This window comes from Amycolatopsis bullii (genome assembly GCF_014654205.1).
GTDB classification, from domain to species: Bacteria; Actinomycetota; Actinomycetes; order Mycobacteriales; family Pseudonocardiaceae; genus Amycolatopsis; species Amycolatopsis plumensis.
This window is the reverse complement of record NZ_BNAW01000026.1, coordinates 42984-65906: the sequence shown is the minus strand read 5'-3', so window position 1 is coordinate 65906 and position 22923 is coordinate 42984. Positions and strand designations below refer to the sequence as shown.

Genomic DNA, 22923 nt, shown 5'->3' with positions numbered 1-22923 from the left:
CGGAGCACGGGATTCTCCTCACCACCCTGACGGACCCGCCGAGACTAACAGGTCCAGACCATTGCAAACCAGGGTCAAATCAGTACGGTCAACGGATTTCCCGTTGCCGCCCCAGCCGGGCGCGGATTCACCGGCGTGCGATGATCGGCCGATGACCGAGTTCGGCTGCGCGCGCTGCTCCGGCGAAGACGCCCTGACCGCGCTGGCGTTCTGCACGACCCGGCTGAACAAGACCCATCGCCTGGTCGAGCGGTCGCACTTCAGCGTCTCCCTGCGCCGGTGCCCGGAGTGCGGCCAGTCGTTCGCCGCGATCTTCACCGAGTTCGTCGACTCCTCCGGCGGCGAAGACGCGCAGTTCTTCGACTTCGTGCCGCTCACGACGGCCGAGGTGTCCACCCTGGCCGCGCAGGGTTCCGGCGTCGACCTGGCCGAGCTGGGGGCGCTGGGCAGTGTCCGCCGCCGGCTGTCGTCGAGCTGGCCGACGGGCGGCGAGAAGGAGATCGCCTGGCGGACGGATTCGCTGTCGGTGCGCGAAGGTCACTGACGCGCCAGGCGCAGGATCGCCGCGGCACTGCGGTCGACGTCGGCCTCGGTCGTCGACCAGCCGGACACCGAGATCCGCAGGTACCGGCGGCCGCGCCAGGTGGTGCCGCCCAGCCAGCAGGTGCCGTCGTCCTGGACCTTCCGGATGAGCGCGTCGGTGTCGCCGCCGAAGGACACCAGGACCTGGTTGAGGACGACGTCGTTGGCGATCTCGGCCCCGCCGTCGGCGAGCTTTCCGGCGAAGCGCCGAGCCAGCCGGCAGCAGCGGTCGACGAGCTCGGCGACGCCGTCGCGGCCCAGCTCGCGCAGCGCCGCCCAGACCGCGAAGCCGCGAGCACGGCGTGACGACTCCAGGGTCAGGTCGCCCATGCCGGACACCTCGCCGGCCCCGGTGAGGTAGGCGGCGCGGTAGGCGATCGCGGCGGCGTGGACCTCCGGGCGGGCGCAGAAGACGAAGCCGGAGTCGTACGGGACGTTGAGCCACTTGTGGCCGTCGCAGGCCCACGAGTCGGCGAGTTCGACGCCGTCGAGAAGTGCCCTGGTGGCCGGGTTGGCGGCGGCCCAGAGCCCGAAGGCACCGTCGACGTGGATCCAGGCGCCGGGCGCGGCTTCCCGGGCGGCGCGCAGGTCGTCGCACGCGCCGGTGTTCACGTTTCCCGCCTGCAGGCAGACGATCAGCGGCCCGCTCCCGGCTTCGCAGGCTTTTCGCAGGTCTTCGACGTCGATCGCGCCCTGTGGACCGGCCTTGACCGGCTCGACGGCCCGGGTGCCGAAGCCGAGCAGCCGCAATGCGCGATCGACGGTGGCGTGCCGCTCTTCGCTCGCGACGACGCGGACGCGCGGAGCACCGGCCAGTCCGTCGCGCTCGACGTCCCAGCCGGCTTCGGCGAGCACGTGGTGCCGGGCGGCGGCGAGCGCGGCGGTGTTCGCGGCCTGCCCGCCGGTGACGAACCCGGCGGAGGCGGTGGCCGGGAGGCCGAGCAGCTCCTTGAGCCAGCCGCCGGCGACCTCTTCGGCGGCGGCCGCGGCGGGCGAGAGGACGGCGTTGAAGCCGTTCTGGTCCCAGCCCGCGGCCAGAACATCGGCGGCCGTGGCGGCCGGGAGGGCGCCCCCGATGACGAAGCCGAAGAACCGCGGACCGGCGGTGGCGACGAGCCCGGGTCCGGCGGCACGGGCGAGCTGTTCGAGCACTTCGGACGGCGGGGTGGCGGCTTCCGGCAGCGGACCGCCGAACGCCGACCGCAGGGCGGAGTGGTCGACGGGCGGGGCGACGGGCCGGTCCGCGAGGGTGGCCCGGTAACCGGCGGCCAGCTCGGCGGCCCGGCCCAAGAGTGCGTGCATCTCGTCCACGAGCCGACTGTAGGCCGGGTCCTCGCCAGGCGTCTTGAATGACTCATTCATGGCTTGCGTGGTCATGAATGAGTCATTCACGACATCGGCGGCGGGAACAATCCGCCGCTTCCCGGCGTAGCGTCCTGGTATGGAGACCCCGTTGAGCACCGACCGCCTCGTGATCCGGGACTGGACGCCTGCCGACGCCGAAGCCGCGTTCGCCATCTACGGCGCGGAGGACGTCACGCACTGGCTGACCCCGGCCATGGACCGCGTGGGCGACATCGGCGCGATGCGCGCGGTGCTGCAGGCCTGGCAGGAAGCGCAGCCGAACCTGCCGCCGCCGCGCGGGCGGTGGGCGATCGAGCGCAAAGAGGACGGCGCGGTGATCGGCGGCCTCGGCATCCGGCTGCTGCCGCCGTTCGAAGAGGACCTCGAACTGAGCTGGCAGCTGGCCCCGGGCGTCTGGGGCAAGGGCTACGCGTCCGAGGCGGCGACCGCGCTGATCGAGTGGGCCTTCACCCAGGACACCGAGGAGCTGTTCGCCGTCGCGCGGCCGAACAACACGCGGGCGATCGCGGTCGCCAAGCGGCTCGGCATGAACTGGGTCGGCGAGACCGACAAGTACTACAACCTGCGCCTGCAGGTGTACCGGATCCGGCACACCGACATCATCGGCTGACCGGCTCCAGCAGGAAGACGCGGATGTCCCGGTGCGAGGCCCGCACGGCGTACCGGTCGTACGCGGGCCAGTAGGCCGCGACCGCGTCCCACATCTCCTGGCGCTCGTCCCCGGTCAGGAGCCGCCCGGTGACGTCGATCGTGCGCCCGCGCAGCGCGACCGTCGCCGCCGGGTGGGCCAGCAGGTTCGCCGACCACGCCGGGTGCGCCTCGCCGCCCCAGTTCGAGCCGATGACGACGTACCCGCCCGCCCGCTCGACGTAGAGCAGCGGCACCTGGCGGGGCTCGCCGCTGCGCCGCCCGATCGTCGTGAGCAGCAGCGTCCGCAGCCCGACCGCCGCGCCGACGCCGACCCGCCCGCCGCTGATCCGCAGCAGCACCCGGTCGGCGGGCACGAGCGCCCGCCCGAGCACCGCGAACGCCCTGCTCTTGCCGAACCCGGCGAAGACACCCCGCAAACCGGCCACGCCGCGATCCTAGGTCTGGCAAGGTCACGAGCATGACCCGCCCCGAAACCGCCGCCGAGGTCTTCGACGCGCTCGGCACGGACTACGAACACGCCTTCCGCACCGCGACCGGGCAGCGCGCTGCCCTCACCGAGCTGCTCGACGCGCTGCCGCCGGAGTCGAAGGTGCTCGACCTCGGCGCCGGCACCGGGCGGCCCACCGCGGAACTCCTGGTCGCCGCGGGCCACGACGTCACCGGCTACGACGTCGCCCCGAAGATGGTCGAGATCGCGCGGAACCAGGTGCCCGCCGCCCGGTTCGAGCTCGGGGACATGCGCGAACTGTCCTTCGAGGACGGCAGCTGGGACGCGATCACCGCCTTCTTCTCGATGCTCCAGCTGCCCCGGGCCGAGCAGGAGACCATGATCGGCCGGATCGCGGGCTGGCTGAAGCCCGGCGGCCTGCTCGTCTTCGCCACCGTGCCCGCCGACGTCGACGGCGCCGACATCGTCTTCATGGGCCACCCGGTCCGCGCGTACAGCTTCGCCGCCGGCCCGCTCAAGGAGCGGCTGCGGGCGGCCGGCCTCGAAATCGTCGTCGAGGACGCGGCCGAGTTCGTGCCCGACCACCCCGGCGCCGGCCCGGAGCCGCACGTCTACCTGACCGCGCGCAAACCGGCCTGAGCCCGTCGAGCCCCCACGAGATCGATCACCCGACGGACCTGAATTTTGCTCAACTTCGTGCATGTCCCGCGCGGCGGACCCGAGCTAAAGTGAGGGATGGGCATCGAAGCTCTGGCCAGGCCGGTACCTCGCGAACACCGTGAGCTCCTGCGCGAAATGCTGGCCAGGCTCCCCGAGTTCGCCGACCGCCTGGCCCGGCTGCTCAGCGAGCAGGACGAGTTCTACCGGCAGGTCGAGGACGTCGCCCCGGGCGAGCTGCGGCAGGTCTGCCGGGCCAACCTCGAGCGCGCGCTGACGGCACTGGCCGAGGGCCACGGCCTCGCCCTCGACGCCGCCCGCAAGACCGGGCTCACCCAGGCGCGCCAGGGCATCCCGCTGCCCGCGGTGCTGCGCGCGTTCCGGATCGGCGGCACCTTCGTCTACGAAGGGCTCCTCGAACTCGCCGGGCCGGAGTTCCTCAACCCGACCCGGACGATCGAGATCAACTCCTACGTCTGGAAGGCGATCGACCTCTACTCCGAAGCGCTGACCACGGCGTACGAAGAGGTCGCGGCCGAGCCGTCGCACGCGAACGCGCGGCTGCTGGACGACCTGCTGCGCGGCCGGCTCGCCGGCCAGGCGGACATGGAGGCCGCGGCCCGCGAGCTGGGCCTGCCGACCGCGGGCATGTTCGTCGCCGTGGTCACCGAACGCGTCGAGCCGGACGAGCACGACTCCGTCGAGGCGCTGCTGCGGGCGCGGCGCTGGCGGTCGGCGTGGCGGCCGGGCGGCGAGGCCGGCCTGGTCGCGATCGACCGGATCGAGGACGTCCGGCGGCTGCGCGAAGTGCTGGGGTCGCTGCCCGTCGCGGCCGGGATGAGCAAGCCCTTCACCGGCTTCCCCGACGTCCCGGACGCCCTGCACCGGGCCCGGATCGCCCGCCGCTCCCTGCCGTCGGCGACCGCGGGGGTGGTGGTGTTCGGCGACTCCCCGGTGACGACGCTGGTCGCGGCCGCGCCCGGGATGGCCCGCGACGTCGTCCGGTCGGCGCTGACCGGCGTGCTGGCCCTGCCGGCCGCGGAGCGCAAGGTCCTGCTCGACACGCTGCTGGCGTGGTTCGCCGGCCACGGCTCGGCGAAGGAGGCCGCCGACCGGTTGTTCGTGCACCCCAACACGGTCCGCTATCGGCTGCGCCGCGTGCAGGAGCTGACCAAGCGCGACCTCACCGACCCGGTCGACATCGGCGAGCTGTACGTCGCGCTGGAGTCGGTGCGTCTGGATCCCGAGCCGGATTGATCGTCTTTCGATTACTACCGATTGACTTTCGATAGGAAGCGCGCGATAGTCGACGCATGGTTACCGAGAAGTGGGCCGTTGCCGCGCTCAGATTCTTCCTCGTGGTGCTGTTCGGCGTCCTCGTCGTCTTCCAGACGATGTCGCTGCCGGGCGGCATCGCCTACCACGCGCAGCAGAACCCGCACGACGCTCCGCTGCGCTGGCCGCTGACCGCCATCGCGGTGTTCCTCGTGCTGTGCGCCGAGGTGGTGGTCGTCGCGACCTGGAAGCTGCTCACGCTGGTCAAGAAGGACCGGATCTTCACCACGGCGTCCCTGAAGTGGGTCGACGCGATCGTCTGGGCCGTGGCCGCCGCGTGGCTGGTGGTCGCCGGCATGCTGCTGTTCGTCGGCCTCAACGCCGATGACCCGGGCATGCCGATGCTGCTGTTCCTGGTGACCGTGGCGATCACCGTGATCGGGCTGCTCATGGTGGTCATGCGCGCCCTGCTGCGGCAGGCCACCACGCTCCGGTCCGACATGGAAGCGGTCATCTGATGCCGATCGTCGTGCGCATCGACGTCGAACTGGCCAAGCGCAAGATGAGCGTCGGGGAGTTCGCCGAGAAGGTCGGGCTGACGCCGGCCAACGTGGCCGTGCTGAAGAACGGCCGCGCCAAGGCGGTCCGCTTCAGCACGCTGGAAGCGATGTGCCGGGTGCTCGGCTGCCAGCCCGGCGACCTGCTGGAGTGGGTCGAGGACGAGGTTTAGCCGAGGTCGGCGGGCCGCACGCGCAGCTTCGCGGCGATCCGGGCGAGCGCCTGCTGGTCGGCCGCGGTGAGCGGGTCGAGGACGTCCAGGACGCTGCGCACGTGCGTCGGCGCGGCTTTTTCGACGACCTCGAACCCGGCGTCGGTGAGGGCGACCAGGGTGTACCGGCCGTCGTCCGGGTCGGGCGAGCGCCGCACCCAGCCGCGTTGCTCGAACCGCTTGACCACATTGGACAGCCGGGACAGGGAACCGTTGGCGAGGTAGGCCAGTTCGCTCATCCGCAGGCGGCGATCGGGCGCCTCCGAGACGTGGCTGAGCGCGAGGTACTCGAAGAGCGTCAAGCCGGCTTCGTGCTGCAACGGCGCCTCCAGCCGGCCCGGGAGCAGCAGGATGAGCGAGACCAGCCCGGTCCAGGCTTCCTTCTCGGCGGGACTGAGCCAGCGCGGGCCTTCGTGATCCGTGGCCATGGAGAGCACCCTATCCGCCGCACGATGACTTCAAGCTTGAAGTTGTGCTACGTTGACTTCAAGCGTGAAGTCAACGGAAGGGAATCCCATGTTCTTCGTGACCCCCGGTTACGGCCCCAAGCACCTGGCGGCGCTGCACTACAGCCAAGCGGTCCGCATCGGCGACCGGGTGGAGATCTCGGGCCAGGGCGGCTGGGACGACGACACGGTGTTCCCGGCGGACCTCGAGGAGGAGATCATCCGGGCGTTCGACAACGTCGAGCGCACCCTGGCGACGGCCGGCGCCACCTGGGCGGACGTGGTGTCGGTGGATTCCTTCCACATCCCGACGGCCGACGACACGATCGGCGACGACCACACGCGGGTGATGGTGGAGCAGTTCAGGAAGCGGATGGGCGACCGGGCCCCGATCTGGACGCAGCTCGGCGTGGCGGCACTGGGCGCGCCGGGCATGCGGGTGGAGATCCGCGCGACGGCGGTCGTCGGCCAAGCCTGAACCGCGACCAGGCCGCAGCAGGCTAAGCCGCGTCGGCCTCGACCAGGCGGGCCAGTTCCAGCAGCGTGGCCTCGAAGCCCGGGCCCGCCGTGAGCGCCACCGTGAGCGGGCTGCCGTGCCGACTCCTCCCCACCGGCAGCGTCACCGCCGGTTCCGTCCACTGCGGACGGTCCACCCCGGCCGACACCACCACGTCCGGCCGCGGTGGGCGGTGGCGGCCGCCGCCCGCGTCGAGGTCGAGCACCACGTTGCCGTGCAACGAAAGCAGCGCCGCGACGTCCGCCACCGCGTCCCGCAGCTCTCGGTCGGCGATGGAGTCCGAATGGGCGCCGATCGCGGGCCGGGGTGGGGCGTCGTCGCGGGCGAGGCGGGGCACGATCGCGCCGAGGTCACCCGAGGCGCACGTCAGCACCCGGATACCGGGCACGCCCGCCTGGGGGTCGGCGATGCTGATCCCCGCGCTCGCGGCGGCCGCCACGATCCGGGCCCGCCAGCGCGCGGTCGCCGCGATGGCGACCATCGATGGGTCCTGGGGCAAAAGGGTGGTTCTCCTTCGTCGTCCGGCGCGGCGGCGTGCGGATCGTCCGATGGTGGGCCGGTGCCCGTTGTGCCCGGGAACAAACATGTTTGGCCGCTTGGTCCGAACGGCCGTGCCCATGCCCCCTTCCGGTCGCCGCGGACGTCTGTGACCGCCGGTCACACTTTGACGCGCGACGTGGCGCGGGCCACTATCCGTGCACCTGATTACCGCCGGGTAATTTGGCTGTCCGGAGTACGACCCAGGAGGACCGTTGCGACGAGCTTTGGGCCTGATCTTGCTGGCGCTGGGGGTCTTCGCGGTCGCCGGGGCGGTGCTGCTGCCGACCTACGTCTACCCGAAGCTCGCCAAGGTGCCGCTCGACCAGGATTCGACGTCGGTGCTGGAAGGCACCGCGAGCAAGGTCCTCGCCGTGACCGACAAGGGCACCGGCCCGGTCACCGAGATCCGGGAGAACCGGAAGCTGACCGCGACGGCCCGCGTGCAGGCGAACTTCGCGCGGCCGGAGATGCGCCAGGACACCGACTACGCGGTCTGGCTGCTCGCGGTGCAGGTCAAGGACGACGATGACGGCACCGTGCTCAGCGCGAGCAAGCGGCAGGTCTGCTTCGACCGCCGCACCGCCGAGGGTTACGACCCGCGCGGGGACGCCGACCCGAAGTGCACCAGGGAAAGCAGCTACGTCACCGAGCTCGCGGACAAGGCCGACAAGGACGGCCAGAAGCCGCCCGAGCAGAACGTGTACCAGGCGCAGCCCGGCCTGAACTTCAAATTCCCCTTCGGCACCGAGAAGAAGGACTACCAGGTCTACGACGACAACACCGGCAAGGCCGTCACCGCCCGGTACACCGGGACCGAAGAGGTGAACGGGATCGAGACGTACAAGTTCGTCCAGAACATCCCGGACACCAAGCTCGAGACGAAGTCGGTGCCCGGCTCGCTGGTCGGTGTCACCGATTCGAGCGTCGACGCGGACCTGTACTACCGCGGTGTCAACACGATGTGGGTGGAGCCGGTCACCGGGGTCGAGGTGAAGCAGCAGCAACAGCAGCACCAGGAACTGCGCCCGGCCATCGGCAACCCGACCGTCGTGTTCGACGGGACGCTGGCCTACAACGGCAGGACGATCGCGCAGATGGTCGACCAGATCGACGAGAACAAGGGCAAGCTGGAGTTCCTGTCGAGCACCGGCCCGCGCTGGCTCGGCATCGGCGGCGCGGTGCTGATCGTCGTGGCGATCGTCCTGCTGGTCCGGCGGCGACCGGCCGCCCCGCCGACCCCGCCGCAGCGGCGACGGGTCCCGGTCGGCGCCGGCCGTTAACGCTTCCGCAGGACGAGGACCAGATTCCAGGAGGCGATTTCCCGGAGGCCGGGAATCCGCACGATCCACATCGCCCAGCTCGGGTGGTAGCGCGGATACCCGGCCACCAGATCGGCGACCGGCGTCGTCTTCGCCCAGCGAAGCGCGGCGCCGACCGAAACCGGGAACAGGCTTTCCCCGAATTTGTTCTTCGGCTGCTTCCCGAGTTTCCTGGCATAACGCTGCCGGGCGTAGTAGCCGCCGAGGAAATGCCAGGGCGCGGTCTCGTGGCCACCCCACGGCGAATACCACGGCGTGAACGACGCGAAGACCGTGCCGCCGGGCTTGGTCACCCGGCACATCTCGTCGAGCATGACCCACGGCTCGGAGACGTGCTCCAGCACGTTCGACGAGTAGCAGATGTCCACGGAACCGCTGCGCACCGGCAGTTCCGTGCCGCTGGCGCGGATCATGTTCTCCCCCGGCTCGCCGCGGGCGGAGAGCTCGCCGACGTCCGGGTCGAGGCCGAGGTAGACCGCGCCGGCCGCGCGGAAGGCGTCGGAGAAATAGCCCGGGCCACCGCCGACGTCGAGCACCGTCCGCCCCGGCAGCGGAGCGTGCGACGCCAATTGCCGGACGGAGTCGGCGGCGAGCGCGGAATAGAAGCCGTCGGGGTCGGTCTGTTCGGTGAGGAATGTCCGGAACAGGGTCACCGACCGGCGGAGCGTGGCGCGATGCGGATGCGCCGTCGCAACAAGAACCGGATTACCCACCATTGAACCGTCGCTTTCCCGAATACGTTCATCTAAGGTGTACGCACCAGTAACCTAGCACCGTCGCTAAAGTTTGGAAAAACCCGATGCAACGTCCTCGTGTGCTCCTCCTCAACTGGCGCGACACCGGCCACCCCGAAGGCGGCGGCTCGGAGCGGTACGTCGAGCGGATGGCCGAAGGCCTGGCCAGAGCGGGGTACCGGGTCGAGATCCAGTGCGCCGCCTACCCGGGTGCGACGGCGGGCGAGTGGCGCGACGGCGTCCGCTACCGGCGGCGCGGCAACAAGTTCGGCGTCTACGCCCACGCCCTGCGGGCGATCCGCCGGGCCCGCGCCGATCTCGTGGTGGACGTGCAGAACGGCATGCCGTTCTTCGCCCGGCTGGTCGCCGGCTGCCCGGTGCTGGTGCTCGTGCACCACGTCCACAAGGAACAGTGGATCAGCGCGCTCGGCGAGACGCTGGGCCGGGTCGGCTGGTGGATCGAATCACGGCTGGCGCCGTGGCTGTTCCGCCGGTGCTCCTACGTCACGGTTTCCGAGGTCACCAAGGCGGAACTGGCGGAGCTGGGCATCGGGGGCGACCGGGTCACGGTGGTCCCGAACGGCCTCGACGCGCCCCCGCCGTGCACGTCGGAACGGGACCGCGAACCGACGCTGGTCGCGGTGAGCAGGCTGGTGCCGCACAAGCGGATCGAGCACGCGATCGACGTCGTCGCGCGGCTCGCACCGCGCTGGCCGTCGCTGCGGCTGGAGGTGGTCGGCCAGGGACCGTGGGACGAGGTGCTGCGCGCCCACGCCGCTTCCCGCGGGGTCGCCGACCGGGTCGTCCTGCACGGCTGGGTCGACGAGCAGGCCAAGCACGAGGTCCTCGCGCGGTCGTGGCTGCACCTGTGCCCGTCGGTCAAGGAGGGCTGGGGCATCGTCATCATGGAGGCCGCGGCACACGGCGTGCCCTCGGTCGCCTACCGCGCCGCCGGCGGCGTCACCGAGTCCATTGTGGAAGGCCGGACCGGCCTGCTGGCCGACGACTTCGACGATTTCACCGCGCAGGTCGACGGCCTGCTCGCCGACGGGCTGCGGCGCACGGAAATGGGCTTGGCGGGCGCCGAGCGGGCCGGGCGGTACAGCTGGGACGCGAGCATCGGCCGGTTCGAGTCACTGGTGCGGGACGTCTCCGGACAGCCGGTCCCCCCGCCCCGCACCCTGGCCCCGGCGCTCGCCCGGCAGCCGACCTGATGCAGTGAATGACTCACTGCGGTTGTCGCGCCGTCTGGTCCCGTACTGCGGCCCGGAACTCCTCCAGGAGCCGCCCGGCGGCCGCGGCATCGAAGTCCCGGCGGCGGGCCCGCACGGTGACCGTGGTGGTCCCGCCGGTCGTCGCCGCCCCGAACGCCACGCCCGAGCGGCCGCTCGCCGCCGGGTAGAACGCCAGTGACCGCACGGTGTCCCCGGTGGACACCACCCCGAGGTTCGAGACGAGGAACGTCGAGCCGAGCCTGCTCGCCAGCAGCCGGGTGCCCAGCCGGGCGACGCGGCTGCTGCGGGCCGGGAAGTCCGGCTCCGGCGGTTGCGCGGCGAGCACCGCGGCGACGTCCGCGCCACGCCCCAGCCGCAGCCGGAAGAACGCGCTGTCGTGCACCGGTTCCGGCGCCGCGCCGGGCCGGCGCGACGCGCCCAGCGCGGCCACGACGCGGGTGGTGCGGGCCCCGTGCGCGCGGTTCCAGCGTTCGGTGGCGTGAGCGGCGGCCGCGACGAACCCCACGGCCCCCAGCCGCAGCCGCGGCTCGTGAACGGCCACGAAGACGTCTCCCGCGGCCTCGCGCCCACGATCGGGGGTGATCCGGCCCGGTGGCGCGAAAAGCGCCTCAGCGAGCCGCTGGAGGGCGGAAATCGCAAAGGGTTTGCCGCCCGTACGCGCACCGATCCCCCGCGCCGCCGAGGAAACCGGGACGTCGAGGAGGATGCCGAGCAGCGAGAGCAGGCCGAGGCCGTCGAGGGCACCGTGGTGCGCGGCGACGAGCAGCACCCGTTCGCCGGCGGCGACGCGGACGAGCGGGGCACCGCGTTCGTAGGGCGCGGAAGCGAAGCGGTCCCGGACGGCGGTCAAGTCACCGCATCGCTCGACTTCCGGCAGCGAGCCGAGGTGCGGGTACTGCTGGATCGCGGCCGCCAGCCGGGCGCGGAGCTTCTCCGGTTCCGGCGCGGCCGCGCCGAGTTCCGCTTCGAGGAGGATGCTCCAGGAAACGGTGGGGTCGCCGTAGAGCCCGACGACGCGGTGGGCGTGGTCGGAGGCGAGCCGGGTCACGCGTCAGCGGTCCCCGTAGAGCTTGAGCGGGAAGTCGGCAGGGTTGTACTTCACCTGCGCGTTGAGCTTCTCCTGCACCGGCGCGGCGGTGTCCGGGTCGGCCGTCGTGATGAGGGCGAAACCGCCCGCTGTCGCCGCTCCGCCGCCGATGATGACGGCGACGACCGCGCCGATGACCGTGCCCACGTGTCACTCCTTCCGCGGCGGGAGAATCCTGCCGCGGCCCAATGTACGCATCGGTAACATGCGGCACAACACTGCGACGCACAGCAACGCCAGCGCTACTCCGTTCGCCAGCAACACCGGCGTCCACGAGACCGCTTTCACCGCCGGCTCACCCGGGGTCCGGTACAGCGTCAGCCAATCACCCGACCACACCGGTGTCGCGCCGGAAAGCAACTGCGGATCGACGTAACCCGGTGTCCCGTGTTCGACGAGGATCCAGCCGATGCCCGCGTCGGTGAGCTCCCGCGCGGAGGTCGCGGCGCGGACGTCGCCGATCCTCGGGTCCTCACCGGCGACGCGCTCGGCACCGACCTGCAGCGTGTCGTCCATCAGCACGGGCTTCGGCAGCGCACGCGGCGCCGGGTCGAGCTGGGTCCGGTCGTCGTTCCAGGCGAACCCGCGGAACGCCGAAAGCGGCAGCACGAGCACGTCTCCCGGCCGGTCACCGAGCTTTTCGGACACGGCCTGCCAGTCGGCCGGGTACTGCGCGGTGCCGAGCCGTCCCCAGCCGCCCCACGCGAGGTCCGGCATGGTCAGCAGCGGGAAAACGGCCGCCGCCACCACCAGGGCGACGCGGCCCCGCGCGGTTTTCAGCTTCGCCGCGGCGAATTCGACGGCCAGCGCGAAGCCCAGCGCGAGCGGCAACGCCCACCACGCCACCCACTTCTGCGCGTCACGCAGCAGCCCGGCACCGGGCAGGTACCGCGTCGCGGCGGTCAGCAGCGCGTTCCCGCCCGGCAAGGTCGCCAGCGAGGCCAGGAGAACACCCACGACGCCGAGTGCGGTCAGGGACCGGACCGGCGCCGTGCCCCAGCGTTGCGCCAGCGGCCGGAGCCCGGCGAGCGCGATGGCGACGACGACGAGCGTCAGCACCGGCACCAGTGGGACGCCCCGGCTGGCCGGCACGGTTTCGGCGTTCCAGATACCCCCGAGCCCGAGCACGCTCAGCAGCGCGGGACCCCAGCTTTCGGCGCGGGCGCTGAACGCCGTGACGCCGTCCGGGTCGGAGAACGTCCCGCCGGCGTTGCGGAACGCCGGGACCAGCCAGGGCAGGTTGAGCACGAGGGCGAGCGGAACCGTCTGCCAGAGCCGCCGCGAACCGGCGGCCACGACCATGACGGCGGCCGCGAGGACACCGCCCGGCGGGGTCAGCACGGCCGGGGCGCACGCGATCACCAGCCTCGGCAGGGCACGGGGTTCGTGGTGACGCGCGGCGAGTCCTGCGGCGGCGATCCACGGCAGGGCCGCGTACGTCAGCAGAAGCGGCCAGTGCCCGATGAACAGCCGTTCGGCGAGGTACGACGTCCAGGCGTAGGCCGTCGCCGCGACGAGCCGGGTGCCCAGGTGCTCGGTGGGGACGAGCCGTCCGGCGCCGAGTGCGGCGAAGAAGATCGCCAGGAGCAGGACGATCTTCTGGACGAGGTCGCCGGGCAGCACGGTGGTGGCGAGCGCGACGGCGGCGTCGGCGGGGACGGACCGCGGCAGCGTGCCGCCGACCCCGAAGGCGTCCGGCACGAAGTACTGCCGTGGCGCGAACACCATGTCGTAGCTCAGCACGAAGCCGCGGCCGAGCAGGGGCGCGCAGACGGCGAAGGCCAGCGCGGCGGCCAGCACGGGAAGGGCCGCTCGCCTGCTCGGTGCGTTCACGGGCCTTCCTTTCCGGTGCGCGCGCGGTTATCGTCCCTGGTCATTACCCGCCGGTAATGGGAGCCCGCCGTTGAGCGTAGACACCGAAGTCCCGGCCCGGACCGGCAACCGGGTCGCGGCGATCCTCGTCTCGCTCGCGCTCGCGGGCAACAACGCGGCCAGTTACGTGCTGAGCCTGGCGGCCGCGCGGATCCTCGCGCCCGGCGCGTTCGGGGAGCTGAGCTCGCTGCTGGCGGTGCTGGTGATCGGCGTCGTCCCGGCGATGGGCCTGCAGACGGTGGTGGCCCTGCGGGTGGCGCGCTCGCCGTCGCTTTCGCAGGGTTCGCTGTTCGCGCTCGGCCTGGTGACGAGCGCGATCGTCGCGACGACGGCGTTGACGCTGAGCCCGCTGCTGGTGCTCCTGCTGCACTTGGGCTCGCTGGCCCCGGCGCTGCTGGTGACGGCCGCGCTGGGGCCGTTGACGCTGCTGGGCGTGTTCCACGGTCTCCTGCAGGGCAGCCACCGGTTCGCGGTGCTCTCCGGCCTGATCGCGCTGGAGGGCGTGGGCAAGGTCGGCGGTTCGCTGGTGGGGCTGGTGGTCTCGGGGTCGCCGACCGGGGCGCTGGCCGGGGCGGCGATCGGTTCGCTGGCGGTGGTCGTGGCGGGCTGGCAGCTCTGCGGCCGCCCGCGGCCCCGCTGGGCCGACCGCCACGGCGGCGAGGTCTTCCACACGGCACAGGCGATGCTCGCGCTGGTGCTGCTGGTCAACCTGGACCTGGTCCTGGCCCGCCACACGCTTCCGGCGGGCGCGGCGGGCGAGTACGCGCTGGGAGCGATCGTCACGAAGATCGCGTACTGGCTGCCGCAGGCGGTGGGAGTGCTGGTGCTGCCGCGGTTCGCGGTGTCCGACCGCCGTCGCCGGGTCCTGCCGGTGGCCCTGCTGGTGTGCGGCGGCCTGGACGCGCTGGTGCTCCTGGTGTCGCTGGTGCTCGGACCGTCGCTGCTGGGCCTGATCGGCGGGGCGAAGTACGCGGGCAGCGCGATGCCGGTGTGGCCGTTCGCGCTGGCGGGTTCGATGCTGGCACTGGTTCAGATCCTGCTGTACGCCCGCCTGGCGGACGGCGACCGCCGGGTGACGCTGCTGATGTGGTCGGCGGTCGGTGCCGAGGCTCTGCTGATCACGACGTGGCTGCACGGGTCACCCGCCCAGGTGGTCACCGCGGCGGCCGGCACCGCGGGCGCGCTCGCCGCGGCCGGAGCGTTCCTCGAGTTCCGGCCCCGCCGCAGTGAATGACTCATTCCTGGCGTCGGACGCCAGGAATGAGTCATTCACTGCATCCGGGTCTGGCGGATCGCGGGGTCAGGCGGTCGGCTCGGTGGGGTTTTCCTTGCGGACGAACCAGTCCACGCACGTCGCCACCGTCGCGGCCGCGGCCAGCAGGAGCGCTGCCTGCGTGACCGGGCCGTACGCCCAGTCCTGGCCGTGGCCCAGGATCCGCCCCGTCACCGACACGGCCGCCGCCAGCGCCATGCCGCCGAACGCCAGGTACCTCGGGGCCCGCTCCGAGAACTGGCGGGCCAGCAGGCAGGCGATCAGCAGCACCACCGGCAGCATCCCGCCCAGCGCCACCAGCAACCCGATCAGCACGACCGGTGTCGCAGCACCGCCCGCCGAGATCGTGAACCGGCGCCGGCGCGCCGGCCACGCCACGCCCGCCAGCAACACCAGCACCGCCGCCGCGCCGATCAGCAGGCTCAGCCGGTAGTGCGCGTCCGGGGTGAACGACAGCGACACCACCCCGCCCGCGCCCGCCGGGACGATCCACGCCTGCTGCCAGCCGTCCACGCGGGTGCGGGTCAGCTGCTGACCGTCCAAAGTGGCCGTCCAGCCGGCGTTCGCGTTCTCCGGGACGGCCAGCACCGCCTCCGCACCCGGCCCCACCGTCACCGACCGCGACGCCGCGTCCCAGTCGCCCACCTGCACCGCGCGGTGGACCGGCGGCGCCGCGTCACCCGCCGGGCGCAGCCAGAGGTCCTGGACCACGAACGACTCCGACCGGTCCGTCCGCAGCTCGTGCCCGCCGGCCGGCAGCGCGATGCCGCCCTCGGAATCGCGGCACATCCCCAGGGACAGGGGCCGGTGCGCGGTGATGTCGGACAGCTTGCCCTGCACCGACGTCCGGTAGTCGAGCCCGTCCAGGTGGACGTTCGGCCCGGCGCCGCACGGCACCGTGAACGCCGGGTCCGGCGCGGGGAGCAGGCCGTCGCTGCCGGACAGCGTGAGGCTGCCGATGCCCACCACCGCGCGCGCCGCGGGATCGTCGTCGTCGCCCGGCAGCACGAGCTGCAGCTGGTCGGTGTCCAGTGGCTCGAAGGACGCGGACCCGCCCGCGTCGAGCTGCACGGTCCGCGTCGCCGACCGGCCCACCAGCTGCACCTGCCGCGGCGCCCGCGCCCCGCTCGACGGCGAAACCGCGATGTGCAGCCCCGAAATCCGCTTCGGTGCCGCCCACCCGAGCGTCAGCGCCGGCCGCAGGTCGGTGACGTCGGGCCGCCACGTCGTGCCGGGATCGCCGTCCACGGCCGCGAACCCCGCGGCCGCCGGGTCGCCGCCCAGCTGGGACGTCGACGCCACGGTGACCCCGGGCAGCGACACCGGGTTGCGGCCACCGCCCGCCGGCAGCACCGTGCCGCCGACCAGGTACGTCTGCTCGGCCGGGGTGCTGAACAGCCGCCGGATGCCGTCGGGTTCTTCGCCGTCGCGGGCCGCGGCGGCGTCGCACCGCACGGCCGCACCGAGGGGCAGGCAGGCGTACCGCGGCTGCGGGCCGCGCGTGAACGCGAACCCGGGCGCCGGCCCGGTCGGCAGGTCGGCGGGCACTTCCAGGGCTCGCTGCGGTTCGGTACCGGGGATCTGCAGCTCCGCGACGCCGACGTTGCCGTCCTGCCGCCCGACCACCAGCGACAGCAGCGTGATCCGCACCTTGCGGGTGACGCCGCCGGCGACGGAGTACTCGTGCGGCCCGGCGCCGCGGATCACCGGCTGGTCGACCGAGCCGTTGTCGGTGGTGATCCGGATCCTCGTGGCGGGCCAGCCCACCCGCAGGTCGTCCACCAGCTGCAGGTTCACCGAGGTCACCAGGCGCGGGGTGTCCAGTTCGACCTCGAGCCACTGGCCGATCGGCCCGGTGAACGACGACGAGTGCCACGCCGTGCGCGGGTCGCCGTCGATCGCCGCGAACGGCTGGTGCGAGGGATCGGACCCGCCGAAGGCGTCGGCGAACGACGCCGCGGTCGACGCGGTCACCGAGCGGATGCCCCGGTAGGCGGCCACGGTCTGGTGCTCCGGCCCGGGGAACGGCAGCAGGTCGCCCGCCGCGCGCTGCTGGCGGTAGGCCTCGCCCGCGGTCAGGGTCTGGCTGAGGTTGTCGCGGACGCCGCCGACGTTCCGCTCGGCCCGGCGCAGGCCGTCGGTCACCAGCCGCGGGCCGCCCGGCGACCCGCCGTCGCCGGTGAGCACCGTTGGCGTCGCCGGGTCGAGCTGGCCGGAGTCGATCAGCGGCAGCAAATTCTCCGGGCCGCCGCTGACCGTCGGGACGTCCGTTGTGGACGTCGCGGTGGCGAGCAGCACCGGCTTGCGCACCTCGTAGACCTCGAGGGGGCCGAACTCGGCCGCCTTCGCGATGCCCGGTGAGCCGGCCAGCCCGGCCCGCAGGGTCGCGACGGGCGGGGCGGCGGTCCGCTCGCGGTCGATGTCGTTGCGCAGCAGCAGGAACCGGTACCCGGAGCGCGCGAGCAGCGCGGCGAGCCCGGGGTCGCCGCGGCCGTCGGCGAGCGCCGCGTCCACGGAGTCCATCAGCCGCGTGTTCCCCTCGGAGCCCAGCGGCACCTGGTTGCGGACCGCCCACGGGCTCCGCGCGATCGCCTGCGCGGGCTCGTCGACCGTGCGGCCCCACTCGTACTCGCCGAACCCGGTGGCCGGCAGCAGCAGCGTCCGCGCGTTCGGATCCGCCTTGGCGACGTAACCCATCGCGTCGTACCAGTAGCCGGGCACCGCGTCCCAGCCCGGGCCGGAGCGCAGGTTCAGCAGCCACGCCGGCGCGGCCATCACCAGCACCAGCAGCAGGCCCAGCGCGGGCCGCAGGAACCGGCGCACGGACTTCACCGGAACCGGGCCGGCGATGCCGTGCACGAACGCCAGCATCAGCGGCAGCCGCAGCACCGGCTCGAACTTGTGCACGTTGCGCAGCGGGGCGAGCGGCCCGTCGAGCAGGTGCCGGACCTGCTCGGCGAGCGGGCTGTCGAGCGAGCCGACGTAGCCGATGGTCAGCAGGGTCAGCCCGGTGACGACGCCGAGCACGAGGAACCGCCGTTCGGGCAGGCCGCGCCGGGTCAGCCCGAACAGGCCGACGCCGGCGACGAGCCCGGTGGCGAGCATCAGGACCGGGTTGTCGATCAGCGACCAGCCGCCCGGCCACCACGGCGTGCCCTGCACGACGTAGGCGACCCACTGGTTGGTCCCGCGCAGCACCTCGAACAGCGACATCGGCGCGGTGGTGTTCGTCGCGGACTCGATGTAGTCCAGGAACGGCAGGCTGTACTCGCCGAGCAGCAGCAGCGGCAGGATCCACCACAGCGTCGCCCCGACGACGAAGACGAACCACCACAGCACCAGTTCGACGTGCGCCCGCGTCCACCGGCGGGTCAGCAGCCACAGTCCCGGCAGGACGAGCGCCATCACCACCATCGCGCCGTTGACGCCGCCCATGCCCAGCACGGCCAGCGCGGACAGCCCGGCGGCCCGCCGCGGCGAGCCGATCGCCCCGGCCCGCACGAGCGGCACCAGCACCCACGGCAGCAGCACCGCGGGCAGCATTTCCGCGGACAGGCCGCCGATTTCGGTCAGCATGCGCGGCGCGAGCGCGTAGCCGAGCGCGCCGATCAGCCGCGTGCGCTCGGTGCCGATCTTCATCGCCCGCGCCAGCAGCAGCGCGCCGCCGAACGCGGCCGAGAGCAGGACCGCGCCCCACAGCCGTTGCGCGATCCACGCCGGCATGCCGACGGCCTGGCACAGGGCGAAGAACGGCCCCATCGGGAACAGGTAGCCGTACGCCTGGTTCTGCAGTTCCCCCGCGGTGGCCTGGGGGTTCCACAGGTGCAGGGCGCGCCCGAGGAAGGCGAGCGGGTCGACGGCGAGGTCCAGTTTGGTGTCGAACGTCGTCTTCCCCGGCATCTGCAGGAACGACAACGTGGTCAACGCCAGCACGATCCACGTGCTGGGCCGGCGGAAGAACGCGCCCACCGAAAACTTCCGGGCGCCGCCGGAGGGCGGGGCGTCGTCCCGGGACCGTTCGCGGGTGGCGGTTACCATCCGGTAGATACTAGGCCGAAACCTGGCTACCATGTGCCGACAGTTTTGCTGGAGACACAGTTCCCGACCTCAGGCAGGTGCGCCATCTCCTTCGACGATGCCTGGGCTCTGGCCGAGCCGGTCAAGGGCTGGATGACGCGCGCCCAGGGCGAAGCGCTGTGGGACGCCGTGTGCCGCCTGGAGAAGGGCGATGTCGTCCTGGAAATCGGCAGCCACCAGGGCAGATCCACGATCGTCCTCGGCGCGGCGGCGCGCACGGCCGGCGCCACGGTGATCGCCGTCGACCCCTTCGTGGACGGCCGCCTGTTCGGCGGATCGCCGACGCGCCGGCTGTTCGAGCGCAACATCCGCCAAGCCGGGCTGGACGACGTCGTCGAACTCGTCGCCGGTTACAGCACGAAACTGCGCCCTGACTGGGATCGGCCCATACAGCTGCTTTACATCGACGGCAAGCACGACTACTGGACCTACACCGACGACCTGCGCTGGTCGGCACACCTGCCGCCGGGCGCGGAAATCCTGGTCCACGACTGCTTCTCCTCGATCGGCGTCACGCTGGGCACGATCGCGAAGGTCCTCTTCGGACGGCGGTACACCTATGTGGACCGGGCGTCGTCGCTGGCGCGGTTCCGGCTGGCGCCACCGTCGACGGCGGACCGCCTGCGCGTGCTGGCGCAGCTGCCGTGGTTCCTGCGCAACGTCGTGGTCAAGGTGCTGCTGCGCCTGCGGTTGCGGCCGCTCGCGCGGCTGCTCGGGCACGACAGCCCGTACGACCCCTACTGAGTCACCGGCTTCCCGACCTCGACCCGCGCGACGCACACCGGCGCGCCCGGGTTCGACAGCTGCACGCCGATGTGGTCGAAGAGGCCGTCCACCGGCAGGTACAGCGAGTGCAGCCCGGCCTGGAACCACACCGGCGTCCGGTCGACCAGCCCTTCCCCGCCGTCACGGGTGAAGTAGTCGATCTTCAGCAGGTGCCTGCCGAGCATCGGTTTGTCGAGCGGAACGCTCACCGGCGTTTCGCCGACCGTGTACCCGCAGTCCGGCACCGGTCCCGGCAGGCCGCGGGACTCCGCGGCCACACCGGTGATCAGGTGCGGGGTGCCGGTCGCGTCGAGCAGGTGCATCCGGTTCGTCGGCTGGTCGAAGTGCGTGCCGGGCACCAGGCCGGCGACCCGGGACGCCTGCGAGTCCGCGCCGAACCACTCGTGGACCACGTCGTTCGGCACGAAGTTGTCGTAGAAGACGAGATCGGGGTCCTCCGCCACGGCCGCGCGCACGTTCCCGAGGTACTGCCCGGAACGGTCGAACCGCATCGCCGGGGCGAGCCGGGAAAACCCGGCGACGGAACTGGCGAGCAGAAGCACACACACGACCAGCGCGATCGGCCGCTCCCGGGTGCGTCCGGACGGCGCAGTGCCGTTCGGCTGCAGGAAAGCGAAAGCGCCGCACAGGGCGGCCACGAACGCCAGTTCGGCGAGGTACCGCGGGTCGTCCCCGGCGGCCGGGCCGACTTCGCGCAGCCGCGTCGCCGCCAGCAGCCCGACGTCCACGGCGAACAGCAGCCCGAGCAGCGCCCACGCCCGCCAGGCCCGGCGGCCGCCCACGCGCACGCCGGTCACCAGCAGTGCCAGGGCCGCGGCGATCAGCAGGACCACCACCCCGAACGGCGAGGGCGCCCAGGTCGCGCCCGGACCGGGCCCCGACCACGGCCCGCCGGCCAGCCCGGGCAGGAAGGTGTCGCCGAGCATCCGGCCGGTCAGGTCGGCGACGGTCCCGGCGGTCATCGGCGGCCCGCCGGGTGTGACCTGGCTCGACGTCAGCGCGAGGTAACCGGCGACGAACGCGGCGAGCAGCACCGCGTGTCCCGCCCAGTAGCGCCATCGGTCCCGGAAGGACTGTCCGAGCAGGACGGTCACCCCGGCCAGCAGCACCGGAACTACCACAGCTTTTTCGTAGAACGCGAGCCCGAAGAGCGTCCACAGGAACGTGCCGATCCACCACCGGCCGCCGTCACGCAGGTAGCGGACGTGCCAGTACAGGGCACCGGCAGCCGCCAGGACCACCGGGACGACCTGGGAGCCGTACGCCCACCACAGCGTCGGGACCAGCAGCAATGTCGACGCCGTGAACACGGTGAACGGGACGAGGATCGCCCAGCGGCGGCCGAAGCAGCGCACCAGCAGGCACCAGAACAGCACGGTCGCCGCGGCCCGCATCAGCAGCACCGGCGCCATCATGAGCGGGAAGTTCAGCGGCGCCCACCACGTCATCACCGCCGCCAGGAAGAACCCGCCGGGCATCAGGTGCCCGTGGTAGTCCTGGAAGAGGTAGCCGAGGTCGAACGGCCCGGCGAAGGCCGCGCGGTAGGTCATGACGAAGTCGTCCTGCGCGAAGTTGCCGTGCAGCGCCGCCCAGGCGTGGAAGACGAACGGCACCACCCCGGCCACGAACGCGGCGAAGACCAGCGCGGACGGTCTTCGGGTCACCCGTGGCGCGGGCTTTTCGATCTCCACCAACACGGGGATCCCTCACTTCTTGCAGGCGGGCGGCTGGCACATGAGCTTGCTCAGTGCCTGGTAGAAGACGTCGGAGATCTTGCGCGGGTCCGGCGTGGTGAAAGAGTCGCCGCCGGTCGCGGCCGAGATCTGCTTCAGCTCGCTCGAATCGATGTCCGGGCCGATGCCGATGCCGATCACGGGCAGCGGTTTCCGCGGGTCCTGCAGCCGGCCGAGCTCGGCGAGCAGGCCGGGCAGCCCGATCGAGTCGTCGTCCTCGTTGCGGCCGTCGGTGAGCACGACGACGACGTTGATCCGGCCGAGCTGCCAGCTCTGCCGGGCGTTCTGGTACGCGGCGAGGATCGAGTCGTACAGCCCGGTCGCGCCGCCGGGCTTCGGCTTCACCGCCTGCAGCGTCGCCACCCCGCCCGCGGCGAGCTGCTGGGCGATCGAGCGCATCGGCAGCAGTTCCTTGTAGTCCTTGGTGCCGTCCAGCTTGGTCGAGAACAGCCAGAGGCCGATCTCGCTGGTCGGCTTGAACAGCCCGAGCCCCTGCGTCGCGGCTTCGAGCGTCAGCGCCATCCGGCTGCGGCCGGTGCCGGGCACCGTGGCGGCCATCGAGCCGGACACGTCGAGCAGCACCTGGACGCGGGCGCTCAGGTTCGCCCCGGCCCACGCCTGGAGCACGCCGTACATCGCTTCGGGCGCGGGCGGGCCGGCCGGGCGCGGCGCCGCGTCGGTGCGGGTGTTGCCGGACCCGAGCTCGCCGAGCAGCTGCCCGGACGGCGTGCGGAACCCGCCGTCCGCGAACGCCTTGGTGGCGGTCTGGTCGAGCAGCAGCCGCAGGAACCGCTCGGCCGCCGAGCGCGAGGCCTCCGAAGCCCGTGGCAGCACGACGTACGGGTAGTCGAAGCTCGGGACGCCGGCGGCGGGGTAGGCGGCGACGAGCTTGCGGGACAGCACCGACTGTTCCGACGCCGGCCAAGCGGGGTACGGCTCCTTCACCGCCGACAGCTTGCGGATCTCCTCGGTGAACGCCGCCGCCGGGTCGGGCGCGTCTTTGGTCAGCTGCTGCAGGCCGATCAGCGCGCCGATGGCGGCCGGGTCCCGGCCCGGATCGGGCAGCCCGACGGGACTCCGCGCGAGCACGTCCGCCCACGACGGCGACTTCGCCGGCCAGCCGGCTTTCTTCGCGACGTCTTCGGTCAGCGCCAGCACCACCGGCGAGCTCGCCACCGGCTGGCCGGACTCGGGGAGGTTCCACGCGCCGCCGTCGCGGGCCTGCAGCAGCCAGGTGCTCGACTCCGGCACCCAGACGTCGGGGCCGTTCGCGCCGTTCGCCTCGAGGGCGGTGGCGGTGGCCGTCGACGGGCCGGCGGTGACCTCCACGGCGTAGCAGTCCCGCTCCGGGACGGTCCGGGCGAGCTCGGTCAGCACCGGCGCGATGTCCGGCGCGGCCGTGAGGTGCACCTGAGTGGTCGTGTCGCAGCCGCTCCCGGCCAGCCGGTTCTTCAGGTAGTCGACCCCGGCCCACGCCAGCAGGGCGACCACCAGCAGCGCGCTCAGGACGACGACCCGTGCGTCGATCCGCCGGGCCCGCGCCGGGTGTGCCGCCAA

General features: G+C 72.4%; 22 protein-coding genes. 11 read left to right on the top strand and 11 right to left on the bottom strand.

The genetic code is table 11. The features are described from left to right. The first annotated feature begins 151 nt into the window (after positions 1 to 151). A complete protein-coding gene (locus IE317_RS26220) occupies positions 152 to 544 on the top strand; it encodes a hypothetical protein (RefSeq protein ID WP_191314002.1) in 393 nt (130 codons plus the stop codon). On the opposite strand, the gene IE317_RS26215 is transcribed toward IE317_RS26220, so the two are convergent. After that, positions 538 to 1884, bottom strand: coding sequence for a pyridoxal phosphate-dependent decarboxylase family protein (locus IE317_RS26215; RefSeq protein ID WP_191314055.1), 1347 nt, complete (start codon positions 1882 to 1884; stop codon positions 538 to 540). The genes IE317_RS26220 and IE317_RS26215 overlap by 7 nt on opposite strands. A 139-nt stretch (positions 1885 to 2023) precedes the next feature. Here IE317_RS26215 and IE317_RS26210 point away from each other — a divergent pair, with 139 nt between their 5' ends. Next, a complete protein-coding gene (locus tag IE317_RS26210; protein ID WP_191314001.1) occupies positions 2024 to 2557 on the top strand; it encodes a GNAT family N-acetyltransferase in 534 nt (177 codons plus the stop codon). Here IE317_RS26210 and IE317_RS26205 read toward each other — a convergent pair. Continuing rightward, complete coding sequence (locus IE317_RS26205) at positions 2547 to 3014, bottom strand: nitroreductase family deazaflavin-dependent oxidoreductase (RefSeq protein WP_191314054.1); 468 nt, start codon at positions 3012 to 3014, stop codon at positions 2547 to 2549. The two genes, IE317_RS26210 and IE317_RS26205, sit on opposite strands and share 11 nt — an antisense overlap. 41 nt (positions 3015 to 3055) lie before the next feature. Between IE317_RS26205 and IE317_RS26200 the strand changes: the two genes are divergently transcribed. From IE317_RS26200 to IE317_RS26185, 4 genes are all read left to right on the top strand, one after another. Next, positions 3056 to 3685 carry a class I SAM-dependent methyltransferase gene (locus IE317_RS26200; RefSeq protein ID WP_191314000.1) on the top strand — a complete coding sequence of 210 codons (630 nt, stop codon included), beginning with the start codon at positions 3056 to 3058 and terminating at the stop codon, positions 3683 to 3685. A 96-nt stretch (positions 3686 to 3781) separates the two neighbouring features. Then, entirely contained in the window at positions 3782 to 4960 is a 1179-nt protein-coding gene (locus IE317_RS26195; RefSeq protein WP_191313999.1) for a PucR family transcriptional regulator, read from the top strand. 56 nt (positions 4961 to 5016) lie between these two features. Next, positions 5017 to 5496 carry a DUF2975 domain-containing protein gene (locus tag IE317_RS26190; protein ID WP_191313998.1) on the top strand — a complete coding sequence of 160 codons (480 nt, stop codon included), beginning with the start codon at positions 5017 to 5019 and terminating at the stop codon, positions 5494 to 5496. After that, positions 5496 to 5708: a helix-turn-helix domain-containing protein gene (locus IE317_RS26185; protein ID WP_091317102.1), complete on the top strand. Its 213-nt coding sequence runs from the start codon at positions 5496 to 5498 to the stop codon at positions 5706 to 5708. The genes IE317_RS26190 and IE317_RS26185 overlap by 1 nt, the downstream gene beginning before the upstream one ends. Here the strand turns inward: IE317_RS26185 and IE317_RS26180 are convergent. Further along, on the bottom strand, positions 5705 to 6175 hold the full coding sequence (locus IE317_RS26180) for a MarR family winged helix-turn-helix transcriptional regulator (protein WP_191313997.1): 471 nt from the start codon (positions 6173 to 6175) through the stop codon (positions 5705 to 5707). The two genes, IE317_RS26185 and IE317_RS26180, sit on opposite strands and share 4 nt — an antisense overlap. A gap of 88 nt (positions 6176 to 6263) precedes the next feature. On the opposite strand from IE317_RS26180, the gene IE317_RS26175 reads away from it, so the two are divergent. Further along, positions 6264 to 6671: a RidA family protein gene (locus tag IE317_RS26175; protein ID WP_191313996.1), complete on the top strand. Its 408-nt coding sequence runs from the start codon at positions 6264 to 6266 to the stop codon at positions 6669 to 6671. Positions 6672 to 6693: 22 nt separating this feature from the next. Here the strand turns inward: IE317_RS26175 and IE317_RS26170 are convergent, their stop codons facing one another. Further along, positions 6694 to 7191 carry a hypothetical protein gene (locus IE317_RS26170; protein ID WP_191313995.1) on the bottom strand — a complete coding sequence of 166 codons (498 nt, stop codon included), beginning with the start codon at positions 7189 to 7191 and terminating at the stop codon, positions 6694 to 6696. A 271-nt stretch (positions 7192 to 7462) separates the two neighbouring features. On the opposite strand from IE317_RS26170, the gene IE317_RS26165 reads away from it, so the two are divergent. Beyond that, complete coding sequence (locus IE317_RS26165) at positions 7463 to 8530, top strand: DUF3068 domain-containing protein (protein WP_191313994.1); 1068 nt, start codon at positions 7463 to 7465, stop codon at positions 8528 to 8530. Here IE317_RS26165 and IE317_RS26160 read toward each other — a convergent pair. Further along, complete coding sequence (locus tag IE317_RS26160) at positions 8527 to 9222, bottom strand: class I SAM-dependent methyltransferase (RefSeq protein ID WP_191313993.1); 696 nt, start codon at positions 9220 to 9222, stop codon at positions 8527 to 8529. The two genes, IE317_RS26165 and IE317_RS26160, sit on opposite strands and share 4 nt — an antisense overlap. A gap of 161 nt (positions 9223 to 9383) precedes the next feature. On the opposite strand from IE317_RS26160, the gene IE317_RS26155 reads away from it, so the two are divergent. Further along, positions 9384 to 10517, top strand: a complete 1134-nt coding sequence (locus IE317_RS26155; RefSeq protein ID WP_191314053.1) for a glycosyltransferase family 4 protein — start codon at positions 9384 to 9386, stop codon at positions 10515 to 10517. A gap of 13 nt (positions 10518 to 10530) precedes the next feature. Here IE317_RS26155 and IE317_RS26150 read toward each other — a convergent pair whose 3' ends face one another. Genes IE317_RS26150 through IE317_RS26140 form a run of 3 tightly spaced genes read right to left on the bottom strand, consistent with a single transcriptional unit; the run spans position 10531 to position 13458 of the window. Then, positions 10531 to 11586 carry a hypothetical protein gene (locus IE317_RS26150; protein ID WP_191313992.1) on the bottom strand — a complete coding sequence of 352 codons (1056 nt, stop codon included), beginning with the start codon at positions 11584 to 11586 and terminating at the stop codon, positions 10531 to 10533. Positions 11587 to 11589: 3 nt separating this feature from the next. After that, entirely contained in the window at positions 11590 to 11772 is a 183-nt protein-coding gene (locus IE317_RS26145; protein WP_191313991.1) for a hypothetical protein, read from the bottom strand. A 3-nt stretch (positions 11773 to 11775) separates the two neighbouring features. Then, positions 11776 to 13458 (bottom strand): hypothetical protein, encoded by a 1683-nt coding sequence (locus IE317_RS26140; protein WP_191313990.1) that lies wholly within the window; start codon positions 13456 to 13458, stop codon positions 11776 to 11778. A 70-nt stretch (positions 13459 to 13528) separates the two neighbouring features. Here IE317_RS26140 and IE317_RS26135 point away from each other — a divergent pair, with 70 nt between their 5' ends. After that, the gene (locus IE317_RS26135) at positions 13529 to 14731 is read left to right on the top strand and encodes a lipopolysaccharide biosynthesis protein (protein WP_191313989.1); all 1203 of its coding nucleotides are present in this window, start codon (positions 13529 to 13531) and stop codon (positions 14729 to 14731) included. A gap of 66 nt (positions 14732 to 14797) precedes the next feature. Here the strand turns inward: IE317_RS26135 and IE317_RS26130 are convergent, their stop codons facing one another. Next, the gene (locus IE317_RS26130; protein WP_191313988.1) at positions 14798 to 18808 is read right to left on the bottom strand and encodes an alpha-(1->3)-arabinofuranosyltransferase; all 4011 of its coding nucleotides are present in this window, start codon (positions 18806 to 18808) and stop codon (positions 14798 to 14800) included. Positions 18809 to 18853: 45 nt separating this feature from the next. Here IE317_RS26130 and IE317_RS26125 point away from each other — a divergent pair, with 45 nt between their 5' ends. After that, positions 18854 to 19591 (top strand): class I SAM-dependent methyltransferase, encoded by a 738-nt coding sequence (locus IE317_RS26125; protein WP_229902920.1) that lies wholly within the window; start codon positions 18854 to 18856, stop codon positions 19589 to 19591. Here IE317_RS26125 and IE317_RS26120 read toward each other — a convergent pair. Then, the gene (locus IE317_RS26120) at positions 19585 to 21327 is read right to left on the bottom strand and encodes a hypothetical protein (protein WP_191313987.1); all 1743 of its coding nucleotides are present in this window, start codon (positions 21325 to 21327) and stop codon (positions 19585 to 19587) included. The genes IE317_RS26125 and IE317_RS26120 overlap by 7 nt on opposite strands. Before the next feature lie 12 nt (positions 21328 to 21339). Then, positions 21340 to 22923: a substrate-binding and VWA domain-containing protein gene (locus IE317_RS26115; RefSeq protein ID WP_191313986.1), complete on the bottom strand. Its 1584-nt coding sequence runs from the start codon at positions 22921 to 22923 to the stop codon at positions 21340 to 21342.